Origin of the sequence: Delftia sp. 60 (assembly GCF_002754395.1) — a bacterium.
Taxonomy (GTDB): domain Bacteria; phylum Pseudomonadota; class Gammaproteobacteria; order Burkholderiales; family Burkholderiaceae_C; genus Comamonas; species Comamonas acidovorans.
Genome location: NZ_PEFD01000001.1, coordinates 5,012,479 through 5,029,765 on the forward strand (window position 1 = coordinate 5,012,479; position 17,287 = coordinate 5,029,765).

The following is a 17,287-nucleotide window of genomic DNA, read 5'->3' on the forward strand; positions in this document are numbered from 1 at the left end:
GCCAGGCAACGCGGCACGGGCAGGCTCAGGCCAGATCCCTTGCCAGCCGCAGGCCGGTCATCTGCCAGCGCGCCTGGGTGGGGAAGAAATTGCGGTAGCTAGCGCGCGCATGGCCGGGCGGCGTGAGGCAGGAGCCGCCACGCAGCACGTACTGGTTGACCATGAACTTGCCGTTGTACTCACCCACCGCGCCCTCGGCCACCACAAAGCCCGGGTAGGCGGTGTAGGCCGACTGGGTCCACTCCCAGACCTCGCCCAGCACATGGCTGCCGGGCTGCATGGCGCGCGGGTGCACGGGGCCGGGCGGCTCGCCGTGCTGCGGGCGCTGCGCCATCTGCGCGGCAAGGGCCGCCTCCCATTCCGCCTCGGTGGGCAGGCGCGCGCCGGCCCAGCGCGCATAGGCATCGGCCTCGAAGTAAGAGAGGTGGCAGACGGGCCTGCGCCCGTCCAGCGCCAGCGCGCCATGCAGGCTGAATTCCTGCCACATGCCGTCCATCACGCCACCGGCCTGGCGCCGCCAGTACCACGGGTGCTCCAGCTGCTGCGCGCAGCGCCAGTCCCAGCCTTCGGCCAGCCACCACTGCGGCTGGGCATAGCCGCCATCCTTGACGAAGCGCAGGAACTCGGCATTGCTCACGGGCCGCTGCGCCATCTCGCAGCCCTGCAGGAACACCTCGTGGCGCGGGCGCTCGTTGTCGAAGGCAAAGCCCTCGCCCGCATGGCCCACGGCATGCATGCCGCGCGGCACGGTCAGCCACTGCAGCGGCGGGGGCAATCCATCGGGCTCTTGCGGCGCAGGCACGCCCTCTTCCTGCGCCCGGTACGCAGGCCACAGCGGGTGGCAGGACAGCAGGTGCTTGATGTCGGTCAGCAGCAGTTCCTGGTGCTGCTGCTCATGCTGCAGGCCCAGCTCCAGCAGCGCGGCCAGCCGTGCAGGCGGCTGCGTGCCCCAGTCCTCGAACATCTGCAGCATGCGCTGGTCCACGGCCTCGCGGTAGGCCAGCACCCGCGCCAGCGAGGGGCGCGTCAGCAGCCCGCGCTGGGCACGGGGATGCCGCTCGCCCACCTGCTGGTAGTAGGAGTTGAACAGCACGCGAAAGTCGGCATCGAAGGGCGGCACGCCGGGCGCGTGCTCGGCCAGCACAAAGGTCTCGAAGAACCAGGTGGTATGCGCCAGATGCCATTTGGCCGGGCTGGCGTCTGGCATGGACTGCACGCAGGCATCCTCGGCCGACAGGGGCGCGGCCAGCAGCACGGTGCTCTGGCGCACGGCCTCGTAGCGCTGCACCCAGCGGAAGACGGCGGGCATTTCACGCATGGGCATGGATCACGGCAAACCACTGGCGCTCATCCGTCCAGACCTGGCAGGGCCCGAAGCCCGCGCAGGCGAGCATGCCCAGGAATTCGGGCAGCGGGTACTTGTAGCTGTTTTCGGTGTGGATGGTCTCGCCGGCCGAGAAATGCCGCAGCCCCTGCGGCCAGCCCACGATCAGCGGGCGGCGCGCGCGCAGGTGCATCTCGATGCGCGAATGCTCGGCGTTGAAGAAGGCCACATGCTCCCAGTCGTCCGGGTTGAAGTCGCTGCCCAGCAGGCTGTTGACGTGGCTGAGCAGGTTCAGGTTGAAGCGCGCCGTCACGCCCTGTGCATCGTCATAGGCGGGCTCCAGCCATTGCGTGGACTTGGGCAGGTCTATGCCGATCAGCAGGCCGCCGTCGTCGTTGACCATGGCACGCATCTGGCCCAGCATGCGCTGGGCCTGTACCGGGTCGAAATTGCCGATGGACGAGCCCGGATAGAACAGCAGCCGCCCGGCCTGCGGGATATGGGGCGGCAGGGTCAGCGGCTCGGTGATGTCGGCCGTGACGGCATGGGCCTGCAGCTGCGGAAATTCCTCGGCCAGCCGCCGCACGGACTGGCGCAGGAACGCGCCCGCAATGTCCACGCCCACGAAATGCCGTGGCCGCAGGCTGCGGCACAGGCCGCGCACCTTCTCGCAATTGCCAGCGCCCAGCTCGATCAGCACCTCGCTGCCGCGCAGGGCCTCGGCCATGGCGGCGCCAGAGTCGGCCAGGATGGCGGCCTCGGTGCGCGTGGGGTAGTACTCGGGCAGCCGCGTGATCTGCTCGAACAGGTCGCAGCCGCGCGCGTCGTAGAGGTATTTGGGAGAGACCTGGGCCTGGGGCTGCATCAGCCCGTGCTGCAGTTCGGCGCGGGTCGCGCGCAGTGCGTGGTCCGCCCATTCCGGGGCCGCCTCGCGCCTGCCGCCCTGGGCGGGCGCACGCGGCGCCGAAGGCAAAGGCAGCGGCACGCGCTGGGCGCGCGATGCCAGGGCAGAGGAAGACACGGTCGAATCGTGGGCAGACAGCATGGTGGGGGCCTCGCGTTGTGCGCCGCCCGCCGCAGCATGGTGAATGCCGCATCCCGGCTTGCAGCAGGGCGCGGTCGCCACGGGGCGGACAGCCAATGGTGACTGACGCCTGCAAACGGCAAGCGAGCCTCGCAAGACTCGCACCGGCAGGCCGAGGCACCAGCCTAGGCGCCTGCCCATGGCATGCGGGTAGGACAGTTTCCCCCGCGCGTGATTTTTTCGTGACCTGTCCGGTGGTGCGCCGCAGCATGTCCGCAGCAGGCGAAAGCGCCGGTTCGGACGAAAAAAATCCGGTATGCCGCGAACGGCATACCGGACCAAGTACCCATCCTTGCCTCACTACGCGCTGCCGGATGAAGCAGCGCGTGCCTCACTCATGATCCGGAGATCAGAAGCGATAGCCCAGTCCCACACCGACCAGCACCGGGTTCACCTTGAAGGTGCCCACCTTGGTGCCGGCGGAGCTCACGTCCGTTTCAATGAAGACCTTCTTCACGTCGAAATTCAGCGACCAGTTCTTGTCCAGCGCGTAGTCGAAACCGATCTGCAGCGCGCCGCCGAAACTGTTCTTCTTGATCGAGGGGTTCAGCGCGGCCTGCACGGCAGGGTTGAAGCTCACGCTCGAAAAGCGGGTGTAGTTCACACCGGCGCCGACGTAGGGCTTGAAGGCGCCGAAATTGGTGAAGTGGTATTGCGCCAGCAACGTGGGCGGCAGGTGCTTGAGGCTGCCGATCTGGCCCAGGCCGTTGGCACGCAGGTCGTGCTTTTGCGGGTAGGTCAGCACCAGCTCGGCCGCGATGTTGGGCGTGAAGAAGTAGGACACGTCCAGTTCGGGCATCCACTTGTTGTTGATCGACAGACCCAGACCCGTGCTGTCCTTGTTGGCGCTGTCCAGATTCACGGCGCGCACGCGCACCATCCAGGGGCCTTCGGCCTGCTGCGCAAACGCGGCACCCGACGACAGGGCGCAAACGGCAGCAACGGCGAGCAGAGTTCTTTTCATGATGGAGAGTCTTGGAGTAGCCCGGGGCAAATCCCGTAGCTGTATTGCATCAGGGGCGGACGTGGCCGATCTTGTCCTAGCTCAAACCCGAAGGTGCGCAGCCCCGCATGGCCGGATCGCGTTGGATGCATGCAACGCATTGCGCATCGGGCCAGTTGCGGGCAGGCTGCAGCCATTGCTCAAATAGAATGCGAATCATTATCAAATCCGCATTCCCAGGAACCCGCCCCATGGCCGCCGCGCCTTCGCACCCCGACATCGCCCTGCTCTACAGCGACCACCACGGCTGGCTGGTGGGCTGGCTCAGGCGCAGGCTGGGCAATCCCTGCGATGCGGCCGACCTGGCCCAGGACACCTTCGTTCGCGTGCTGGGCAAGCCCCAGTCCCTGCATGGCGTGCGCGAGCCGCGCGCCTGGCTCACCACCATCGCCCACGGCCTGGTCGTGGACCACACCCGCCGCGCCGCGCTGGAGCGCGCCTGCCTGGACGCCATCGCCAGCCTGCCCGAGCCGCTGGCGCCCTCGGCCGAGGAGCGCCATCTGCTGATCGAATCCCTGGTGCGCATCGACAACCTGCTGGCCGGCCTGCCGCCCAAGGCCCGCAGCGCCTTTCTGCTCTCCCGCCTGGAAGGCCTGAGCTACCCGGAAATCGCCCTGCAGCTGGGCGTGTGCCTGAGCTCCGTCGAGAAATACATGACCACCGCCATACGCCACTGCCTTGCCCTGCGCAAGGAACTGACGGCGTGAGCACAGACCAGCCCCCCAGGCGCTGGAACAGGCCATTGCCTGGGCCGTGCGGCTGGCCTCCGGCACGGCCACCGATGCCGACCGCGCCGCCTGCCAGGCATGGCGCAGCAGCCACGCCGCGCACGAACAGGCCTGGCAACAGGTCCAGGCGGTGGAGGCCCAGTTCGCCCTGCCCGCCGGCCAGGCGGGACTGGCCCACGGCGTCCTGCGGTCCGCTGGTCCAGGTCCGGCGCGAGGCCGGCGCGCAAGCCTGCAGCGGCTGCTGTTCCTGGGCCCCGCTGCCCTGCTGCTGGGATCCATGGCATGGCGTTGGGCTGCACCGCGCGAGCAGATCGCGCTGGGCACGGCCATCGGTGAGCGCCGCAGCACCCTGCTGGCCGACGGCAGCCGCCTGCACCTGGCACCGGACACGCTGGTGCAGGTGGATTTCACCTTGCTGCGCCGCGTGGTCCGCCTGGCACGCGGCGAGATCTTCATCGACACCGGCAGCGACCCGCGCTCCCTCGCGGGCCGACGCTCCTTCTGGGTGGAAACGCCGCTGGCCCGCTTCGAGGCCCTGGGCACCAGCTTCGGCGTGCGCCACGAAAAACACCCGGACACGGCCACGCGCCTGTACGTCACCGAGGGCCGCGTGGCCATCCATGTCAGGGCGCTGGACGGCACTGCGCCAGACCCCCTGGACGCCATCGTCGCCACCTCCGGCGAAACCCATGTGCTGCACGCCGGCCAGCACCGCCCTGTTCGCCTGCCCGACGAAGGCCTGGTGCCCGACGCATGGACCGACGGCGTGCTTGTCGCCCGCCGCATGCGCCTGGACGCCTTCATGACCGAGCTGTCACGCCAGACCGGCATTCCCATGGAATGCGCCGACGACGTGGCTGCCCTGCATGTTTCAGGCGTATTCCAGCTGGACGGGCCGGATCCGGCGGGTCGTGCGCTGGCCGCCATTGCCCGCACGCTGCCTGTGCGTGTGGAGCGCGGACAAGGAGCAGCCAGCGGTTCCCACAGCGCCATGCGCCTGGTCAAAGCCTGATCCGGAATTTTTTTCAGGCAGTCATTACGGGTTTCACACCGCCCGTTCGGCATAGGAGCAAAGACATCGCTTTTTCCTTTGCCGCTTCTCAAGGACTGCCTCCATGCCCAGCCTGCCCAGTACCCGCCACGCTGCCCATCCGCCCTCCTGCACACGCCCCACGGCCCTGGCCACGCAGGCCTTGGCGCTGGGCCTGTTGATCACGCTGGGCCTGCCAGCGACCGCTATGGCCCAGAGCCCGAGCTCCGCCCCGGATGCCAGGTCCATCCGGTTCGACCTGCCGGCCGGTGATCTGGAGACCAGCCTGCACAGCCTCGCGCGCCAGGCAGGCATCACCCTCTCGTTCGATCCAGCCCTGGTCCAGGGCCGACAGTCGGCGGCGCTGAGCGGCACGCGCGGCGTGCACGAAGGGCTTGCCGCCCTGCTCGCCCCGCACCAGCTGCAGGCCACGCGCACGGCCGAAGGCGGCTGGGCCGTGCACCGTGCGCGGCCCGGGGCCGCGGCCGAGCATGCACTGCCTACCGTGAACGTGCTGGCCGATGCCGAGCATGAAAGCGCCTGGGGCGCCGTGCCCGGCTACGCGCCACGCCGCAGCGCCTCGGCCATGAAGATGGATGTGCCGCTGCTGGAGACGCCGCAGCAGGTCAGCATCATCGGCGAGGCCCAGATCCGCGACCAGGCCATCTCCAGCGTGGCCGAGGCCGTGCGCTACAGCGCGGGCGTACGTCCCATGGACTACGGCGTCACCGATGACGACGTGGCCGTGCGCGGTTTCTATCTGACCGGCACGGGCCTGTACCGCGACGGCATGCGCATGGTCCACAACGGCTTCATGACCAACCTGGAGCCATATGGGCTGGAGCGGCTGGAAGTCGTGCACGGCCCGGCCTCGGTGCTGTACGGCCAGTCCGCGCCCGGTGGCCTGATCAATGCCGTCACCAAGCGCCCGCGCGCCGGCATGCAGCGCGAAGTGGGCGTGGAATTCGGCAGCCACGACCGGCGCCAGCTCACGGCCGACATCGGTGGCGCCATCAATGAACAGGGCACGGCACTGGCCCGGCTGACCGTGCTCAAGCGCGAATCGGGCACGCAGTGGAATGGCCTGCGCGCCGATCGCAGCTACATCGCCCCCTCCTTCACGCTGCTGGGCGAGCGCACCAGCCTCACCCTGCTGGCGCAGTACCAGGAGGACGAAACCGGCTTCGTCATCCCCTACTACCGCCAGACGCCTGCGGGCTGGTCGGCCACGGACATCAACGTCAGCGGACCGGGATCTGGCCACCACAAGCGCAATGCCAGCGTGGGCTGGCTGCTGGAGCACCGCCTGAACGACCAGCTCACGCTGCGCAACAACCTGCGCTACCTGGACGGCCGCAACGACCGGCGCGAGATGCGCAACCGGGGCCTGACGGCCGACCAGCGCGGCATGGCACGCCTGGCCATGGTGCGGCCCGACGCCGAACAGACCTGGGTCATGGACACGCAGATCGAAGGGCGCCACCGGACGGGTGCCGTCTCGCACCAGTGGGCCGTGGGCTTCGACTACTACCGCTCCAGGCTCGACTGGCGCATCTACTCGCTCAACGGCGCCGTGGCGCCGCTGGACCTGGTCAACCCCATCCACATCGCGCCGAACTGGAATGACAACTACCTCAGCGACCGCGCGCTGGCCCGCACGCATCAGGTGGGTCTGTACGTGCAGGACCAGATCAAGTTCGGCGAGCGCTGGGTGCTCAGCGCCGGCCTGCGCCGCGACAGCGCACGCATAGACACCGACTACGACGCGCGCGCCGCAGCCAACGCGCCCTTCGCCATCACCACCGTGCGCCGCACCGACAGCGCCGTCACCGGGCGGCTGGGCCTGATCTACCTGGCGCCCAGCGGCCTGGCTCCCTATGTGTCCTTCAACAACTCCTTCCAGCCGCCGCTGACCACGGTCACGGCCACCGACGCCAACGGCAGGCCCTACGAGCCCGAGACCGCGCGCCAGTTCGAGGCAGGCCTGCGCTACGCGCCGCCATCGGCCGGCTACACGCTCAGCGCCGCCGTGTTCGACCTGCGCAAGCGCAATGTGCGCACGCCATCCACACTGAACCCTCGCTTCGACGTGCAGACCGGCGAAGTGCGCAACCGGGGACTGGAGCTGCAGGCCCAGGGCGAGATCGGCGGCGGCTTCTCGGCCATTGCGGCCTATACCTACCTCGACTCCAGGGTCACGCGCAGCAACAACGCCATCGAGATCGGCGCGCGCCCCGGCGCCACGCCGCGCCATGCCGCATCGCTGTGGGGCAAGTACCAGCGCGGCGCCCTGGAGCTGGGCCTGGGCCTGCGCCACATCAGCGCCACGCCTGGCGAGCTGCCCATGGACGGCGTGAAGACCCCCATGAACGACGCCTACACGCTGTGGGACGCCATGGCCGCCTACACCACCGGCCCGTGGCGCTTCTCGGTCAACCTCAGCAACCTCACCGACAGGCAGTACCGCACGCAATGCAACACCTTCCGTGGCGGCGCGCAATTCTGCGCGCTGGGCTTCGGGCGTGAGGTGCGTGTGGCTGCGGCCTATCGGTTCTGAGTGCTGACAAGGGGCGGGATCACCACATGGAAATGACAGGCAGTAAGGTGATCCAACGTGTGGTTGACGGCCCTGCAGTCCCAGACATAAGCAAAGACGCAGATGCCGCTTGCACGGCCGTGCGATACGCACTAAGTTGGAGGGCCGGCCCGGCCATCGGCGCCGGCTGCAGAATCTGCACGTATCCCATTCCTGCCCGTCTCTTTCATGACCACCCTCAAGCTCTACTACGCGCCCGGCACCTGCGCCCTGGCCACCCGCATCGCCCTGATCGAAGCCAATGCGCCGCACGAAGTCATCAAGCTCGACTTCCCCAAGGGCGAGCAGCGCAGCCCCGAATACCTGGCCATCAATCCCAAGGGCCGCGTGCCCGCCCTGGTGACCGAGCGCGGCGTGCTCACCGAGACGCCGGCCCTGCTCGCCTACGTTGCGCGCCGCTTCCCCGAGGCCCGGCTCGCCCCGCTCGACGATGCGTATGCCTTTGCCCACATGCAGGATTTCCACAGCTACCTGTCCTCCACCGTGCACGTGGCCCACGCCCACGGGCGCCGCGCAGGCCGCTGGGCCGATGACGAAGCAGCCATTGCCTCCATGCAGCGCAAGGTGGCAGCCAACATGGCCGAATGCTTTGGCGTGATCGAGCGCCATTACCTGGGCGATGCCCCCTGGGTGCTGGGCTCGGACTATTCCGTGGCCGACGCCTATCTGTTCACCATTGCCGGCTGGCTGGAAGGCGACGGCGTGGACATCGCCGGCTTCCCCAAGGTGCAGGCGCATTTCAAGCGCATGGGCGAGCGCGCTGCCGTGCGCGGGGCGCTGGGAAGCTGAGAGGGGGAGGCTGCCCGCGATACCCGCAATGAAGGTGCTTGGTCAGGTATCTATCGCAGGTTTGCGGCAGATGCCGTTCACTTGCCGATTCATCAGGAAGGAACGCTGGCGCGCAATGCCTTGCCCACATCGGCAGCGCCTCGGCCAGCATCTGGCTGCGGAAGGCCTCCGGCAAGGCACCGGGCGTCAGCCCATCGACCGACATGCCCAGCAGGCGCTGCAGTTCCTCCTGGATGGCGGCCTCATCCATCAGGGTCGCACGGTGGGACTTGACCACATGGCGAATCCCGGTACGGTTCAAAGCCAGCGCTTCGGAAAGTTTCATGCATTCCTCGCCATGCATGGCCATCGCACAGCAGATGCCGCGTCGAGTGCATCCACTCCAGGTCGCCGGGTCAAAGCGCCCTGCAACCGCCTCGGCACATCCGCCACATTCAACAGAAAACCCATCATCTCTGAAAGCCATTCGTAAATTCCCCTTGGCAGTCCACCAAGCCCCGGGCCTCTACCGCCGTCCCCAAGCCTTGCCTACAGTCGCCAGGACAGGCAGGGGCGTTGCACAAGGCGGCGCCTTTTCGCCATTCCAGAAACGACGGATTCAGACGACAGGGTGGAGCATGCAAAGACAAGCCAGGGTGATTGCCATCAACAACCAGACGGGGCTCATCGGCCTGCAGCCGGAGGGAGAGGACAGCTGCGTGCTGGCGCAGCAGCTCGATACCCGCCCCGTGAATACGGGCCAGATGCTGTCAGGGGAGATGGACAGCGTGGGTATGGAGACGTTTGTGAACGCGCAGACGCAGGACCGCATCGAGGTCTTCGTGGAGGCCTACGGGCTGTCTGCGGAAGCCGTGGAGCTCGCCCTGCGCTGAGCGGGCTGCAGGGCGGAATGTGCAGGTGCCAGCGTCAAGGCCGCGCCCACTGCGCCAGCGTGTGCCGCGCCAGGGCTTCGACATCCAGCGGAGACTGCGGGTCTAACGCAAGCTCTCCCAGCATCACCATGGCCTCTGGGATCTGGTTGCGTTCGCGCAGCACCATGGCCTTGTTCAGGAGCAGAAAGCCGCGGGTCTCGGCATCGGGGTCGGCCTTCAGGCCGCTGTCCAGCAGGGCGAGACGTTTTGCGGGGTCGTCCTCCAGATGGGCGGCCGTCTTCCAGGCGGGAGCGAAGCCGGGCGTCTCGCGGGTCATGGCCAAGGCGGCCTGGCGCGTCTTGTCGCGGTCGGTTTCCCACTCCAGGGCAAGGTAGCGCAGGTAGGTGCCTTGGGGGAGCTTGCCGTCACGCTCCATGCGCAGGCTGTGCACGGCCGTCTTGGCGGTGAAGAAGCCCCTGGGCGCCAGTGCATCCACGCGCCGGTAATGCCGATAGGCCGCGTCAAAGTCCTTTTGCAGCAGGTAGGTGAATGCAGCGTCGTAGATGGGATAGGGCCAGCGGGGCGCCAGCTTCGAGGCGGTCTCGAAATGTGCCAGGGCGGCGCGGTAATCGCCGTTCTGCCCTGCAGCGCGGCCCGAGGCATGGGCATCGCGCGCGGCCTGGCTGACGGGTGTGGCGGAGGGCAGCTCCCAGCTGAAGCGGCCATCGGCCTTGTCCAGGTCGCTGCGCCTGAGCACGCGGCCGGCGCTGTCCTTGAACACGATGTCGTCGGCCGCCAGGGCAGGCGCCGGCGCCAGCAGTTGCAATGCCACAGCCGCGGCAGCAAGCAAGGAGAACTTCATGGTGTATCGGGCCTTGTTGGGAAGCCCCGATATTAGGGCGCAGCCCCTGTGGTGCGGACGGCAGGCAGGGATTCCACTGCGCAGGCAGCCGGGGCAGGCCGGCTCCTGGCCCGGCCGCGCTTGCGGGCCAGGTGATTCATTTGCCATTCCAGCGATTCGGTGTCGAAGTCGAAGGCGTCGAGCAAGGCAATGGCCTTTCTGGCTTCCCTGAAGTCGATGTCCGTGATGGGCGGGCCATGCATCAGCGACAGGTCATGCTTGAGCAGCCACTCCTGCAGATCGGCCAGGGCGATGATGGAGACGCCCTGGTTGATGAGCTGTGACGCGCTGACCTGCGCGAGCACGGCCGGCGTCAGCTGCCTGGACGAGCGCAGGCCCAGCACCTGCTTGAGCTTGGCCACCAGCGGCGTGCGCAGCTCGAACTGGGGCAGGCTCTCGAAGTGGGCCAGGGATTCGAGGTACAGCTGCGGCTCCGCGTGGATGGCGGCCAAGTCGTTGGGCAGATGCAGCAGCTCGCAGATGCGGTTGAGCGCCGTGCGCGCGCGCTCGGTGCTGAGTTTCTCGGCCCTGCCCGCTTGCGCGAGCGTGCAGCCGGCGATGACGGACCGCAGCACGCTGGCCTTGGTGAGGTTGGAAATCATGGAGTCCCCCTGATGAACACCCAGGGACCGGTGCGGATGCGAATTCAGCCGCCCGATCCCGACAACGGCTCCGCTGCGGCAATGGGCCGTTCTCGGAGCCTCGGCGGCCGGCAGGCGCAAACGCATTGCGCCGCCGCCAAGGGACAGGAGGACGCCTGGCCTTGCGGAGTTCCAGGGGAAATGCACGTGCTTGCGCCCACAGTCAAATGCGATGCGCCGAAGCGAAAATTCCATGCAAACGGGGGCCGTCCGGCCCCCGTGGCGTGCCTTGCCGGCTGCAGGGCCGGCCGGCGATGTTTGCCGCGACTCAGCGGCGGCGCAGGCGCTTGATGCCTTCGACAGCCGCCAGCACGATGGCACCAGCCACGATGCCGGCCACCGCATTGAGCACATTCACCGCCAGCACCCGCCACAGGCCGCCCAGCGCGCCCTGGGCCACGGCCTCGCCCAGGCCTTCCACGGCGTGGTGCAGCGCAGGCACGCCGTGCACGAGGATGCCGCCACCCACCAGGAACATGGCGGCCGTGCCCGCAACGGACAGCCCCTTCATCAGCCAGGGAGCGGCGGCGACGATGCCCCGGCCCAGCGCGCGGGCCGCAGCGCTGGCACGCTGGCCCAGCCACAGTCCCAGGTCATCGAGCTTGACGATGCCGGCCACCAGGCCATAGACGCCCACGGTCATGATGAGGGCAATGCCCGCCAGCACGGCGACCTGCTGCCCGAACGGCGCCGAGGCCACGGTGCCCAGCGTGATGGCGATGATCTCGGCCGAGAGGATGAAGTCGGTGCGCACGGCGCCCTTGATCTTGTCCTTTTCCATGGCGACGAGATCGACGCCCGCATCGGCATTGGCCTGGGTCAGGCGCTCGCGCTCCACGGCATCTTCCTCGGGCGAATGCAGGAATTTGTGGGCCAGCTTCTCGCAACCCTCAAAGCACAGAAAGGCGCCGCCCACCATGAGCAGCGGCGTGACAGCCCAGGGAATGAAGGCGCTGATCAGCAGCGCCGCAGGCACCAGGATGGCCTTGTTGATCAGCGAGCCCTTGGCCACGGCCCAGACCACGGGAATCTCGCGCTCGGCGCGCACGCCCGTGACCTGCTGGGCGTTCAGGGCCAGGTCATCACCCAGCACGCCGGCCGTCTTCTGCGCGGCCACCTTGGTCATGACGGACACATCGTCGGCCATGGCCACGCTCTTGCGTGCCGCCACCTTGGTCATGAGGGCCACGTCGTCCAGGATCGCTGCAATATCGTCCAGCAGCATCAGCAAACCAGCACCAGCCATCGCATTACTCCAGTGAATTGTTCGGGGAACTTCTTTTTGCCTGGGCGCCATCATGGGGCCTGGGCATGTCCTGCCCATGTAGGAGATGCCCGGCGGCCAGCCCGGTCACGGGGCCGACCGGCCGTGCGTCACTTGCTGGTCTTGAAGCCCTGCCCTGCCGCCCAGGCAGCCACGTCGTCGCGGCGGATGGCGGCGGCCATGAGCTGCGGGAAGGCGTCCGGCGTGCAGGCGAACGAGGGCACGCCCAGCGCGGCCAGCTTGGCGGCCAGTTGCGCGTCGTAGGCAGGGGCGCCTTCGTCGCTGAGGGCCAGCAGCGTGATGAACTGCACGCCCGACTCCACCAGTTCGGAGGCGCGGCGCAGCAGGCCGCTTTCCACACCGCCTTCGTAAAGGTCGGAGATGAGCACGACGATGGCGTTGCGCGGCTCGCTGATCAGGCCCTGGCAGTAGCCCACGGCACGGTTGATGTCGGTGCCGCCGCCCAGCTGCACGCCGAACAGCACATCCACCGGGTCGGAGAGCTTGTCGGTCAGGTCCACCACCGCCGTGTCGAAGACTACCAGCTTGGTACTGACGGCCGGCAGGCTGGCCATGACGGCACCGAAGATGCTGGAGTAGACCACGGAGTTGGCCATGGAGCCGCTCTGGTCTATGCACAGGATGACTTCGCGCTGCGGGCGGCGGACCTTGCGGCCGTAGCCGACCAGGGTCTCGGGCACGATGGTGCGGTAGTCGGGCTGCCAGTGGCGCAGGTTGGCGCGGATGGTCCGGTTCCAGTCGATCTCGGAGTGGCGCGGACGGCGGTTGCGCTGGCTGCGGTCCAGCGCGCCCGAGACGGCGCTGCGCATGGGCTCCTCCAGGCGGCGCATGAGGTCGTCCACCACCTTGCGCACGACGATGCGCGCGGTCTCCTTGGTGTTCTGCGGGATGACGGAGCCCAGGGAGATGAGGTCGGCCACCATGTGCACGTCGGGCTGCACATGCTCCAGCATTTCGGGCTGGAGCATGAGTTCGCGCAGGTTCAGGCGCTCCATGGCGTCGCGCTGCATGACCTGCACGACCTGGCTGGGAAAGTACTTGCGGATGTCGCCCAGCCAGCGCGCCACGCTGGGCGAGGAGTTGCCCCGCCCGCCGCGGCGCGAAAGGCCGCCGTCCTTGTTGTCCTCTTCGTAGAGCGCGGCCAGGGCCTTGTCCATCTCGTCGATGGAGCTGCCCTTGGGGCCCAGCCAGCCGCAGCTGGCCTCGGACGGCTGGCCCAGCACCAGGCGCCAGCGTTGCAGGCGGGTGGTGGGCTGGGGGGCGGTCTCCTGCAGGTCGGCGCCGGCAAGGGATGCATCGTTCACGGTGGCAGCGGTGTTCATGGCTGGGCCTCTTGCAGGCGGGTCAGCGGTTGCGCGGGCAGGTTCAGGCCCAGCAGTTGATCGAGTACGGGAATGGCGAGCACGGCACGCGCCTCGTTCCAGGCGCCGTCGTTCCCATCGCCTGCCGCGCCTGCGGCACCCGTGGCACCTGCGGATGCAGCCGCCACGGCTGCACTGCCCTGGCCGCGCCGGGCCTTTTCGCCCAGGCTCTGGCGGTCATGGTTGGAGAAGGCCGAGAAGCTGCGGCGCACCAGGGGCAGGATCTGGGTGAACTGGGTCTCGCCCAGCTGCGCCAGCCAGGCATCGACGGCGCCCCAGATGGCGTCGTCGTGCAGCAGCACCAGGGCCTGGCGGTTGAGAAAGCCGTCCAGCCAGGCGGCAGCGTCCAGCGGCGGCACGCCCAGCGAGAGATTGCGGCCCAGTTGCGTGGCCACGGCCTCGCTGTCCAGGCGGTGGGCATCGAGCAGCAGGCGGCAGGCCGCGCCGCGCAGCAAGGCGGCGCCCGCGTCGCCCATGGCAATGCTGCGCAGGGCGCCGAACCAGGCTTCGCGCGGCTCGTCGGCATCGCGCAGGCGCAGGGCCTCGTGGGCCTGCAGCACCGTGGCCTGCATGTGTCTTGCAGCGTCTTCATCCAGCGCCATGCAGGCCAGGGGCAGGCCGATGGCGGCGCGCAGCGCCATGCTGTCGATCACCGTGGCCAGGGCCTGGGTGTCGGTCTGGCGCACGCTGCCGTAGCGCAGCACATTGGCCAGCGGCGGCAGCGCCTGCATGAGCTGGGAGACATCGCCGGTGCTGGCCGAGCGGTCGGCCAGGTCGTGCATGAGGGCATCGACCAGGTGCGGCAGGTCGGCCAGCAGGGCGTCGTCGATGGTCTTGGCCAGCTCGGGCAGCGGGGTCTCGGGCGTCAGCGCCTGGCGTACCTTGGCGGCGGCGGCCTGCACCAGGGTGCCGCCGTAGCGGCTGGCCTCGATGATGCGCACGGCCAGCTCGGGCTCCCACTGCAGCTGCCAGCTTTCGCGGAAGGTGCCGCGGTTGCGCTGCTGGTCGGTGGTGACGCTGCCCCACTCTATGCCCAGCAGGCGCAGGCGGTGCAGGAAGTGGCTGCGTTCGCGGTCCGTGTCCTTGCGCAGGTCCAGGGCCAGGACCTTGGCGGCCGCCTCGGGCTTGAGGCGCAGGCTTTTTTGCTGCTGCTCGATGTCGCGCTGCAGCGGCACCTGGGGCACGTCGGCGGGCACGCCGCCGATGCGGTCTCCCACGCTGAGTTCGCGCTCGATCAGGCGCAGCGGCGTGTGCTCGCCCATGCTGATGACGGTGACGATGGCCTCGTCCAGCTCGGGCAGGCCGGGGCTGGCATGGCCGCGCAGGGCCGCCAGGCTTTCGGCCAGGCGCGTGGCCTCGATGATGTGGGCGCTGGAGCAGTCCAGATCCTTGGAGCGCAGCAGATGGGCCACGCGCGCCAGCCAGCCGACGGTGCGCTGGGTGCTGGCGCGTGCCGGGTCGGCAGCAGGTGCGGGCTGGAGCAAGGACTCGGGCACAGGCTCGGAGCAGCGCCACAGATGTTCATACCAGCCCGGCGAATCCACGCCCGCGCCATAGCCGCTGGACGAGCACAGGTTGCGGTAGGTCCAGGGCGCCCAGGTGGCCTGGACCTTGGCCTTGGGCAGGCCCTTGAGCGTGGCGGCATCGGCCTTGGCGGTGACCTGGGCCTGCAGGGCAGGCACATGCCATGCGCCGCAGACCACGGCAATGCGCTGGTGGCCGGCCTTGACGGCCTCGCGCATGCACTGGCGCATCCAGGCTTCGCGCAGCGCCTCGCGCTGGGCGTGGCGTTCTCCACGCACTTCGTTGGGCAGCTCGGCGCGCACCACGGTCATGGCTTCGGCAATGCCCTCGAACAGGGTGGCGCCGTCGCCGCGTTCCTCGACCATGCGGTTCCACCAGCTTTCGCCGTCAGGGTAGCCAGCGGCCTCGGCCAGCAGGTCCAGCGGATCGTGCCAGTCCTGCGGGGACGGTGCCGAGGGATCGACTGCAAGGTCGGCAGCCGGCACGGACTGCGTGGTGTCGTCGCGGTCCAGGGCCTCGGCGGCATTGCTCTGGAGCTGGCTGCCGTCTGCCGCAGCGGCGACGGAATCGGAGCCGGTGTCGGAGTCGGAGCCGGTGTCGGCATCTGCATCCTGGCCTTCGTCGGCCGCATCCGCGCCTGCATCAGCTGCATCTGCTGCCGCCGCCTCGGCCCGGCGCCGCTCCTGCTCGGCCATGTCCAGCGCCATGCGGTGGGTCTGGGGCAGGTCGATGAAACGCGTGGCCACGCCCTGGCGCGCCGCCCATTGCAGGGCCTGCCATTCGGGCGAGAACTCGGCATAGGGATAGAAGGCGGCATGGGCCGGGCTGTCCTGCACATAGACCAGCATGGCCACGGGCGGCTGCAGGTCGGCATGCTGCAGCATGGGCAGCAGGGACTCGCCCTCGGGCGGTCCCTCCACCAGCAGGCAGTCGGGCTGCAGCTGCTCCAGGGCCTGCAGCAGGCTGCGCGTGCAGCCCGGGCCATGGTGGCGGATGCCGAAGAAATGAAGCGGATTGGCAGAGGTGGCCATACGGGGGATGCGCAGAGGGTGCGGTCGGTCAGCGGTGCGGGAGTGCGGGCTTCAGAGCTGCTCGCGGCAGGCGCGGTACAGGTCCTTCCAGTCGCTGCGCTCCTTGACCACGGTCTCCAGGTATTCCTTCCAGACCACGCTGTCCTGCACCGGGTCCTTGATCACGGCGCCCAGCAGGCCGGAGGCCACATCGCCCGCGCGCAGCACGCCGTCGCCGAAATGCCCGGCCAGCGCCATGCCGCTGTTGATGACCGAGATGGCCTCGGCCGTGGACAGCGTGCTGCTGGGCGACTTGACGCGCACGGTCTTGCCGTCTTCGGTCTGGCCGTTGCGCAGTTCGCGGAAGATCTGCACCACGCGGCGCACTTCCTGCAGGGCCGGCGGCTCGGCGGGCAGGGCCAGGGCGCGGCCCTGCTCGGCCACGCGCTTGGTGACGATCTGCACCTCTTCGTCCTGCGAGGCCGGCACGGGCAGGATGACGGTGTTGAAGCGGCGCTTGAGCGCGCTGGACAACTCGTTCACGCCCTTGTCGCGGTTGTTCGCCGTGGCGATGACCGAGAAGCCCTGCACGGCCTGCACTTCGCTGCCCAGCTCGGGCACGGGCAGGGTCTTTTCGGACAGCACGGTGATCAGCGTGTCCTGCACGTCGGCCGGGATGCGGGTCAGCTCTTCGATGCGGGCGATCTTGCCCAGCTTCATGGCATTGACCAGGGGGCTGGGGATCAGCGCCTTCTCGGACGGGCCGTGGGCCAGCAGCTGGGCGTAGTTCCAGCCGTAGCGCAGCTGCTCCTCGCTGGTGCCGGCCGTGCCCTGCACCAGCATGGTGGAGTCGCCGCTGACGGCGGCCGACAGGTGCTCGGACACCCAGGACTTGGCCGTGCCCGGCACGCCGTACAGCAGCAGGGCGCGGTCGGTGGCCAGGGTGGAGACGGCGATTTCCATCAGGCGCGGATTGCCGATGTACTTGGGGCTGACCTCGAAGCCGTTGCCGAGCTTGCCGCCCATCAGGTACTGGAGCACGGCCCAGGGCGAGAGCCTCCAGTTGGGCGGACGCGGACGGTCGTCCACCTTGCGCAGGGCTTCGAGTTCTTCGGCGAATTGCTGTTCGGCATGCTGGCGCAGGACTTGGCTCATGGTGT

15 protein-coding genes are annotated in these 17,287 nt (G+C 68.6%); 5 read left to right on the plus strand and 10 right to left on the minus strand.

The features are described from left to right. Positions 1–25: 25 nt before the first annotated feature. From egtB to CLV01_RS22635, 3 genes are all read right to left on the minus strand, one after another. Positions 26–1,324, minus strand: a complete 1,299-nt coding sequence (gene egtB / locus CLV01_RS22625; protein WP_099733149.1) for an ergothioneine biosynthesis protein EgtB — start codon at positions 1,322–1,324, stop codon at positions 26–28. Then, positions 1,311–2,369 (minus strand): L-histidine N(alpha)-methyltransferase, encoded by a 1,059-nt coding sequence (gene egtD / locus CLV01_RS22630; RefSeq protein WP_099733148.1) that lies wholly within the window; start codon positions 2,367–2,369, stop codon positions 1,311–1,313. Before egtD ends, egtB begins: the two co-directional genes overlap by 14 nt. Before the next feature lie 388 nt (positions 2,370–2,757). Next, positions 2,758–3,372, minus strand: a complete 615-nt coding sequence (locus CLV01_RS22635; protein WP_013801530.1) for an OmpW/AlkL family protein — start codon at positions 3,370–3,372, stop codon at positions 2,758–2,760. A 230-nt stretch (positions 3,373–3,602) separates the two neighbouring features. Here CLV01_RS22635 and CLV01_RS22640 point away from each other — a divergent pair, with 230 nt between their 5' ends. From CLV01_RS22640 to CLV01_RS22655, 4 genes are all read left to right on the plus strand, one after another. Further along, on the plus strand, positions 3,603–4,118 hold the full coding sequence (locus CLV01_RS22640; protein WP_099733147.1) for a sigma-70 family RNA polymerase sigma factor: 516 nt from the start codon (positions 3,603–3,605) through the stop codon (positions 4,116–4,118). Between the two features lie 34 nt (positions 4,119–4,152). Beyond that, the gene (locus tag CLV01_RS22645; protein WP_257221597.1) at positions 4,153–5,151 is read left to right on the plus strand and encodes a FecR family protein; all 999 of its coding nucleotides are present in this window, start codon (positions 4,153–4,155) and stop codon (positions 5,149–5,151) included. Between the two features lie 103 nt (positions 5,152–5,254). Beyond that, positions 5,255–7,726 (plus strand): TonB-dependent siderophore receptor, encoded by a 2,472-nt coding sequence (locus CLV01_RS22650; protein ID WP_099733145.1) that lies wholly within the window; start codon positions 5,255–5,257, stop codon positions 7,724–7,726. Positions 7,727–7,933: 207 nt separating this feature from the next. Then, positions 7,934–8,554 (plus strand): glutathione S-transferase family protein, encoded by a 621-nt coding sequence (locus CLV01_RS22655; protein WP_034396003.1) that lies wholly within the window; start codon positions 7,934–7,936, stop codon positions 8,552–8,554. On the opposite strand, the gene CLV01_RS29940 is transcribed toward CLV01_RS22655, so the two are convergent. Continuing rightward, the gene (locus tag CLV01_RS29940) at positions 8,505–8,879 is read right to left on the minus strand and encodes a hypothetical protein (RefSeq protein ID WP_373681074.1); all 375 of its coding nucleotides are present in this window, start codon (positions 8,877–8,879) and stop codon (positions 8,505–8,507) included. The genes CLV01_RS22655 and CLV01_RS29940 overlap by 50 nt on opposite strands. A 292-nt stretch (positions 8,880–9,171) precedes the next feature. Between CLV01_RS29940 and CLV01_RS22665 the strand changes: the two genes are divergently transcribed. Then, positions 9,172–9,426 (plus strand): hypothetical protein, encoded by a 255-nt coding sequence (locus CLV01_RS22665; RefSeq protein ID WP_012206639.1) that lies wholly within the window; start codon positions 9,172–9,174, stop codon positions 9,424–9,426. A 34-nt stretch (positions 9,427–9,460) separates the two neighbouring features. Here CLV01_RS22665 and CLV01_RS22670 read toward each other — a convergent pair whose 3' ends face one another. From CLV01_RS22670 to CLV01_RS22695, 6 genes are all read right to left on the minus strand, one after another. After that, a complete protein-coding gene (locus CLV01_RS22670; RefSeq protein WP_099733144.1) occupies positions 9,461–10,267 on the minus strand; it encodes a tetratricopeptide repeat protein in 807 nt (268 codons plus the stop codon). Between the two features lie 32 nt (positions 10,268–10,299). After that, positions 10,300–10,908 carry a hypothetical protein gene (locus CLV01_RS22675; protein WP_099733143.1) on the minus strand — a complete coding sequence of 203 codons (609 nt, stop codon included), beginning with the start codon at positions 10,906–10,908 and terminating at the stop codon, positions 10,300–10,302. A 307-nt stretch (positions 10,909–11,215) separates the two neighbouring features. Next, a complete protein-coding gene (locus tag CLV01_RS22680) occupies positions 11,216–12,193 on the minus strand; it encodes a DUF808 domain-containing protein (RefSeq protein ID WP_012206642.1) in 978 nt (325 codons plus the stop codon). 128 nt (positions 12,194–12,321) lie between these two features. Next, positions 12,322–13,554: a VWA domain-containing protein gene (locus tag CLV01_RS22685; RefSeq protein ID WP_099733142.1), complete on the minus strand. Its 1,233-nt coding sequence runs from the start codon at positions 13,552–13,554 to the stop codon at positions 12,322–12,324. Continuing rightward, positions 13,551–16,148 carry a DUF5682 family protein gene (locus tag CLV01_RS22690; protein ID WP_099733141.1) on the minus strand — a complete coding sequence of 866 codons (2,598 nt, stop codon included), beginning with the start codon at positions 16,146–16,148 and terminating at the stop codon, positions 13,551–13,553. Before CLV01_RS22690 ends, CLV01_RS22685 begins: the two co-directional genes overlap by 4 nt. Before the next feature lie 51 nt (positions 16,149–16,199). After that, positions 16,200–17,282, minus strand: a complete 1,083-nt coding sequence (locus tag CLV01_RS22695; RefSeq protein WP_099733140.1) for an AAA family ATPase — start codon at positions 17,280–17,282, stop codon at positions 16,200–16,202. Between the last annotated feature and the right edge of the window lie 5 nt (positions 17,283–17,287).

Bases quoted from the DNA above. Each gene is read 5' to 3' on its own strand.
- CLV01_RS22685 (WP_099733142.1), bottom strand. From the start codon at position 13,554: ATGAACACCGCTGCCACCGTGAACGATGCATCCCTTGCCGGCGCCGAC.
- CLV01_RS22675 (WP_099733143.1), bottom strand. From the start codon at position 10,908: ATGATTTCCAACCTCACCAAGGCCAGCGTGCTGCGGTCCGTCATCGCC.
- CLV01_RS22665 (WP_012206639.1), top strand. From the start codon at position 9,172: ATGCAAAGACAAGCCAGGGTGATTGCCATCAACAACCAGACGGGGCTC.
- CLV01_RS22640 (WP_099733147.1), top strand. From the start codon at position 3,603: ATGGCCGCCGCGCCTTCGCACCCCGACATCGCCCTGCTCTACAGCGAC.
- CLV01_RS22680 (WP_012206642.1), bottom strand. From the start codon at position 12,193: ATGGCTGGTGCTGGTTTGCTGATGCTGCTGGACGATATTGCAGCGATC.
- CLV01_RS22650 (WP_099733145.1), top strand. From the start codon at position 5,255: ATGCCCAGCCTGCCCAGTACCCGCCACGCTGCCCATCCGCCCTCCTGC.
- CLV01_RS29940 (WP_373681074.1), bottom strand. From the start codon at position 8,879: ATGAAACTTTCCGAAGCGCTGGCTTTGAACCGTACCGGGATTCGCCAT.
- CLV01_RS22695 (WP_099733140.1), bottom strand. From the start codon at position 17,282: ATGAGCCAAGTCCTGCGCCAGCATGCCGAACAGCAATTCGCCGAAGAA.
- CLV01_RS22670 (WP_099733144.1), bottom strand. From the start codon at position 10,267: ATGAAGTTCTCCTTGCTTGCTGCCGCGGCTGTGGCATTGCAACTGCTG.
- CLV01_RS22655 (WP_034396003.1), top strand. From the start codon at position 7,934: ATGACCACCCTCAAGCTCTACTACGCGCCCGGCACCTGCGCCCTGGCC.
- egtD (WP_099733148.1), bottom strand. From the start codon at position 2,369: ATGCTGTCTGCCCACGATTCGACCGTGTCTTCCTCTGCCCTGGCATCG.
- CLV01_RS22690 (WP_099733141.1), bottom strand. From the start codon at position 16,148: ATGGCCACCTCTGCCAATCCGCTTCATTTCTTCGGCATCCGCCACCAT.
- CLV01_RS22635 (WP_013801530.1), bottom strand. From the start codon at position 3,372: ATGAAAAGAACTCTGCTCGCCGTTGCTGCCGTTTGCGCCCTGTCGTCG.
- egtB (WP_099733149.1), bottom strand. From the start codon at position 1,324: ATGCCCATGCGTGAAATGCCCGCCGTCTTCCGCTGGGTGCAGCGCTAC.